Origin of the sequence: Burkholderia sp. E168m23 (genome assembly GCF_016586125.1) — a bacterium.
Lineage (GTDB): Bacteria > Pseudomonadota > Gammaproteobacteria > Burkholderiales > Burkholderiaceae > Burkholderia > Burkholderia orbicola.
Window position 1 is genome coordinate 1 of the sequence record NZ_BCPP01000449.1, and the last position, 5,635, is coordinate 5,635.

The window sequence follows — 5,635 nt, forward strand, 5'->3', positions numbered from 1 at the left end:
CGGTGTGCCGACGCTTACGTCACGTTCCTCTTCGTTGCCCGAGGTGGCAGGGGGGGCTGCATGGCTTGTTGAACCAGACGATGACGCAACGTTGCGTGACGGTATTGAGCATGTAATTTGCGATACCGCGTGGCGCACATCGGCGGTCGCTCGAGGACTGCAAGTTGCCGGTGAAGCAACTTGGACAAAATGTGCGAAGCGTACGCTTGAAGTGTGTCGGGAGCTAGCCTGAGTTATTTCGTAGCCAGTTCGGTTACAAACATAGCTAGTTGCCTGGCGCTCGCGGCCCAACTAATCGGCTTGATCGAGCCACTACGCGGCGCAGTACCGGTCGCAAGTTGTGCAAGCCATTCTGACATCTGGCTCGCCATCGCGTGCCTGTCCGAGGCCGAGAAATAGGTCGCATGTTCGCCCGCGACTTCTCGAAATACGGACAGATCACGCAGAAAAAGTGGCTTGTCGTGACGCGCTGCCTCGATGATCGGGAGCCCGAAGCCTTCGGCCTCAGATGCTAGGATAAGGCCGTCTGCCAGGTTGTAGAGCATTTCCAGTTGCGCGTCGTCGGCCTCGTTGAGCCAAAATAGCAACCTGCCGTTTTGTGGGTGAAGAGCCAGGCGTTCAGCGAGCGCATCTACACGCCATCCCTTCTTGCCGACAATCACCAGCGTCGGCTGCTCACCGTTGCCCCATAGCAAGTCGAATGCATCGAGGACCTGTGCATGCGCTTTACGGGGCTCTATCGTTCCGACCATGAGTAATATCGGGCGAGCAAATCGTGTATATCCGGGCACTGACACGGATTCGCCGACGTGCGCACGATCAAGTTTGTCCGCGCCAAGCTCGAACCAACGTACCGGAATTTCCGCGCGAGCGAGACCGAAGCGCTGCTGCATCAATAAGTCTACTTCGCTCGCGACGGTGCGCGATATGCACCAAAGTTCATCGGCATGAACCGCTATTGTGGATAGCCAATGTCGGAATGAGCGATGCGCGCGCGGAGTAAACCAACTACGGTTTTGTAGTGGAAGCAGATCGTAGACAATGAATGCGCAGCGCACGCCTTGTCGTCGCCACGCTAGCAGATCACGCTGCCGTCTCGGCAGAATGCGACTCGTAAGATCGAGACCCAGGAAAACATCGCCGTTCGCAACGTGGACGGGTGCACCATTCGGCCTCGTGTCATGCGGTGCGTGCCCGAGGAGATGATCTGCGTAGTGGAACGGTTTTGCGCGGGTTGCCCAGACTGGGCGCACGTCGAATCCGGCGGGCGGCGAGGCCAGGAGTTGCAATAACAGCGAACGGACAACTCGTTGAATACCAGTTCCGGCATCGTGAACCGCGATGATGGAAACATCGACGAGCAACTGGTGGCGCCCCGTTGGTGCTCGATGTGCCGGGTTCAATGCGCGTGCGGCATTTCTGGCAGCCGGCGCGCGGCGCGCAGATAACCATATTGCCGTGAACTGGAGGGCGGCGGCTTTGAATTGGTCCAAGCTACCAACGTTGGTTGTACGGGTTGTCAGGCGGCGTTCTCCTGATAAAACGCATAGGCATCTTCGATTACGTCGAATGCATGCAACTTGCCAGCAATCAGTACTGCTGCACGATCGCAATGTTCCCGGATGTAGCTTGCATCGTGACTCACAATGATCAGTGCGCGGTCTTTGCGTCGTTCGAACAGCTCGTGATGGCATTTTGCATGGAACCGGCTATCACCGACTGCCACAATTTCGTCGATCAGGAAACAATCGAATTCGATGGCCATTGAAATGGCGAACGCCAGACGAGCACGCATCCCGGCAGAGTAACTTTTTACCGGTTCGCGCAAATAGTAGCCGAGCTCCGAGAATTCCTGGACGAATGGTTCAGCGGCCTTTGCGTCGGCGCCATAGACGCGACAGATGAATCGCAGATTGTCCATGCCGGTCAGGCTGCCTTGGAACGCCCCTCCGAATGCGAGCGGCCAGGACACTTGCATGCTCCGGCGAATTCGGCCGGCAGTTGGCAGTTCTGCTCCGCTTATCATCCGGATCAGCGTCGATTTGCCGGCTCCGTTGCGACCCAGGATACCGACTTTCTCGCCTTGCCGAACCTGCAAATTGATCTTGTTCAGTACGCGTCGGGTGCCTTGCCGCGTGTGATAGTCCTTGCAGACGCCTTCGAGCTCGATCATTCGGGTTCCACTCTCATGCTGGCATCCCGAACGAAATAGAGACCGACCAGCAAAAGGATCATGTCACTGAAGATCATGTAGGGGATGCTGTAATGTGGTTTGACGAGCGATCCGAAATAGCCGCCCCGAAGCATTTCCGTGCCATGCACCATCGGCAGTAGTAGAACCGCTTTCTGAAACTTCTCTGGTAGCCACGACACCATGAAAATCGAACCGGACAGCGGAAACATAAGATAGGCAATGGTGTGCCAGATGCGGTCTACCGCTTCGCTGCGCTCGGACAGTGCACCGATGATGAGCGCGAGCCCGGTGCCAAAAGCGGCCAAGTGAAACCATGCGCCGATGATCATCGTCAGATCTTCGGGCGGCTTCATCATGCCTGCGGCGATGAAGAGAACGGAGAGGAATGTAAACGACATCGTTGCGCCCGATATTTCCAGCAGGAGGCGAGCAAAGAAGAAGTCGATGACGCGCACGTTCCGGTGATAGAGCAGAGCTTGGTTCGGAAGAATTGCCAGCGCACAGCGATTCGCGCAATTGCGCCACAGCAGAACAGGGGAGTATCCGGTGATCGCGAATGCCGTTATCGGCAGTGTCGAGCCATGGGTTGCCTTGGTGAGCGTCCACAGTGCAAGCACCCCCACCGTAAACATCATCGGTTCGAAAAAGATCCACAGAAAGCCGATGTTGTGCCGACCGAATCGCGTGAGGATTTCTCGCATCAGCAGAGCGCTCACGACGCGCGTCTGGATCGCGAGTGAGCGAGATAGCGAGGTATCGTGATGTGCCATTGCCACTCGTTAGTCGTGGTGCTCACGCACGCCCGCGAGCAGGAGGCTGAGGATACCCCAGGCGATCATTCCGAGCGCGAAAACCTCGAAGATCGACTTCAGCCGTTTCGGCTCGATCGCGACGTCTGGCGTATTGGGTTGAACGAGGCGTTCCAAGTAGAGTTGCTGGCGCTGTGCTTCGGCGCGCGCAGTCTCCATGGCTGCCATTGCGGATGCAAGCTGCTTGTCGGCAAACTGAGCATCGAGTTGCAGGCGTGTATAGCTTGCTGTCTTGTTCGACAGAGAGTTCCTGCTGCCTGCAACGCCACCTGTCGCTTCTTTGATCTGCTGTTCGGTCTCGCTGATGCTATTTTTTAGGACGGCCACCTGCGGATTTTGGGGGGCGATCGATTGTAGCTGCCGCAACTGGGTCTGAGCGGAAAACAGCTGAGTCTGTAGGCTCGTAACCTGCTGCAACTGAAGCGCAGATTGCTTTTCGGGATCGAACACCGAGTTCGAGTTTCTGTACGCGGCGAGTGCGATCGCAGCATCCTTCGCCTTGGAGGCGGCAACGTCGACCTGACGCTGTGCAAATTGCACGGTATCCGTAGTCGCGCGTTCATTCATTCTGTTGACGAGTCGCTCGCTTAGTCTCAGCAGCTGCGAACTGATTCGGTGCGCATCTTCGGCCGTGTAAGCGCGTACTTGCAGAGTCGTAATTGACGAGGCGGAGTCGAGATTGACTGAGACGATGTGCTTGCCGTAGTACTTCCACAGCGACTCGAAGCTGCCGTCGAGCGTTGCGTTGAAGCGACTGAAAAAGTCGCCTTGCCTCGAGTATGCATCGACGATGTAGTTGTGCTGGTTGAGCTCTGCGAGCGCGTCCCGTGATTGAATGTAATCGATAACGGGATATGCTTCATCCTGTCCACGTCCGAAGCCAGTGCCCTCCAGCAGGGCGCCAACCATGCTGGTTTGCGCGGCCCGCTGTGCGCTGCGGACCACGAAGCGCGTCTCCGACACATAGATGTCAGAAGCGATGAGGCCGTAATAAAGGGTCGCGATCAGCGTGGGTGCGGCCACTGTCGCAACGAAAAGGAGGTTGAGCTTTTTCAGGCGTCCAAACAGGTTCGCTTTCGGTGTTCCGGACGTAGAGATTGAGGTGCTGCCAGATACGTTTTCCAACTTCCTTCCATCCAGGCTGATTGGCTCTTCGCATGCCGTCGAAAGGAATATTCTCGCCTTTCAACTAGAGAGCAGATTCAATTTAATGACACGGTCACGAAGCGATGGTAAGGAGGCTGTAGCCGCCCCTTTCGATCACCTGTCGCACCGTCTGGGCGCGGTCGGGAGGCGTCCGGCATGTTGTTGCATTTCTGCCGGAGGACGAAGCGCGCCGGCCCAGAGCGGGGGCGGCTGATTATAGCGAGCGAGTGGGGATTGTGCTATCTCCTTCCCGGTAGCGTTACATTTGCGCAAATGCGCCCGACCGATTCGATCGGTCCAATTTTTCTTTTCAGAAGAGAGGTGTTATATTCACCGGCTACTAGAAAGACGAGCCGGCAAGCCGCCAGCTGGAAATTTAATAGTCAAAAAAGACTCGCTTCAAGGGGGCCGAAGCAGACTTGCTTCGGTCGGGTCAATTCGCTGGTTGGTATTTCTGATGCCTCGCTCATTTCTTGTGCTGCAAGGCACGGCTTCGCTATTTTTTAGTCGGCTCGCAGACGTGCTGGTTGAGCGGGGCCACGCGATACATCGCGTTAATTTCTGTGGCGGCGATTGGTTCTACGGCAAGACTCGCAATGCGCTCAACTATGCTGGGCTGGTGTCCGAGCTTTCCACATGGTATGCCGACTTCATCCGCCGAGAAAGCATCACTGACGTTCTGATGTTCGGCGATTGCCGCGAAGTTCACCGGCACATGCATCCTGTCGCAGAGCAATTCGGTGTGCGTGTGCACGTGTTTGAAGAGGGCTACGTGCGCCCGCACTGGATCACGCTAGAAAGCCACGGCGTGAACGGTCGCTCGCGAATGCCGGTGGATCCGCAGGAATACACGAAGCTGCGCGATGTCATCCCGGCGGCGCAGCCCGGGGTGCCAACCGGTTACAACCTGTATGAGCGCGTCTTTCACGACATCACATACCGGGTCGCCAATGCGCTGCTCGCGTGGCGCTTTCCTCGCTATCGCAGTCACCGCCCGCGCAATGGAATCGTCGAATACGCAGGACTTGCGTTTCGCGCGCTTTTGCAGGGGCGACATCGCCGTCAGGCCGACGCGGTCACGCGCGAATTGCTCGACTCCGGCCGGCCTTATTACCTGTTCCCGCTGCAACTCAACTCCGATGCGCAGATCGTCGTGCATTCGCCATTCGAAGGGGTGCGCGATGCGATTGACTACGTCCTGCGCTCGTTCGCCCGACACGCGCCGCACGACGCGACTCTGCTGATCAAGAACCACCCGCTCGATACCGGCATGATCGAATACTACCGCTTCGCGATGTCGATTGCGCGCGAGGCCGGTATCGGAGATCGGGTCCGTTTCATCAACTCGGGTCACTTGCCGACGCTGCTTGAGCATGCGCGTGGCGTGGTCGTAGTGAACAGCACGGTCGGGCTGTCGGCTTTGCACCACGAGCGCCCGCTAGTGGCGCTCGGGACCGCCATTTATAATATGCCCGGCTTGACTTGG

5 protein-coding genes and 1 pseudogene are annotated in these 5,635 nt (G+C 57.3%); 2 read left to right on the forward strand and 4 right to left on the reverse strand.

Annotated elements, in window-relative coordinates:
- A pseudogene (locus tag JMF90_RS40715) lies at positions 1–232 on the forward strand (glycosyltransferase family 1 protein); the annotation flags it as partial.
- Position 233: 1 nt separating this feature from the next.
- Here JMF90_RS40715 and JMF90_RS21675 read toward each other — a convergent pair.
- Genes JMF90_RS21675 through JMF90_RS21690 form a run of 4 tightly spaced genes read right to left on the reverse strand, consistent with a single transcriptional unit; the run spans position 234 to position 4,128 of the window.
- Positions 234–1,493, reverse strand: a complete 1,260-nt coding sequence (locus tag JMF90_RS21675) for a glycosyltransferase family 1 protein (protein ID WP_201316732.1) — start codon at positions 1,491–1,493, stop codon at positions 234–236.
- Between the two features lie 26 nt (positions 1,494–1,519).
- On the reverse strand, positions 1,520–2,173 hold the full coding sequence (locus JMF90_RS21680) for an ABC transporter ATP-binding protein (protein WP_201316733.1): 654 nt from the start codon (positions 2,171–2,173) through the stop codon (positions 1,520–1,522).
- A complete protein-coding gene (locus JMF90_RS21685) occupies positions 2,170–2,964 on the reverse strand; it encodes an ABC transporter permease (RefSeq protein ID WP_201316734.1) in 795 nt (264 codons plus the stop codon). Before JMF90_RS21685 ends, JMF90_RS21680 begins: the two co-directional genes overlap by 4 nt.
- Positions 2,965–2,973: 9 nt before the next feature.
- Complete coding sequence (locus JMF90_RS21690; RefSeq protein ID WP_201316735.1) at positions 2,974–4,128, reverse strand: hypothetical protein; 1,155 nt, start codon at positions 4,126–4,128, stop codon at positions 2,974–2,976.
- A 478-nt stretch (positions 4,129–4,606) separates the two neighbouring features.
- Between JMF90_RS21690 and JMF90_RS21695 the strand changes: the two genes are divergently transcribed.
- A partial coding sequence (locus JMF90_RS21695) for a capsule biosynthesis protein (protein ID WP_201325416.1) occupies positions 4,607–5,635 on the forward strand: 1,029 nt, incomplete at its 3' end.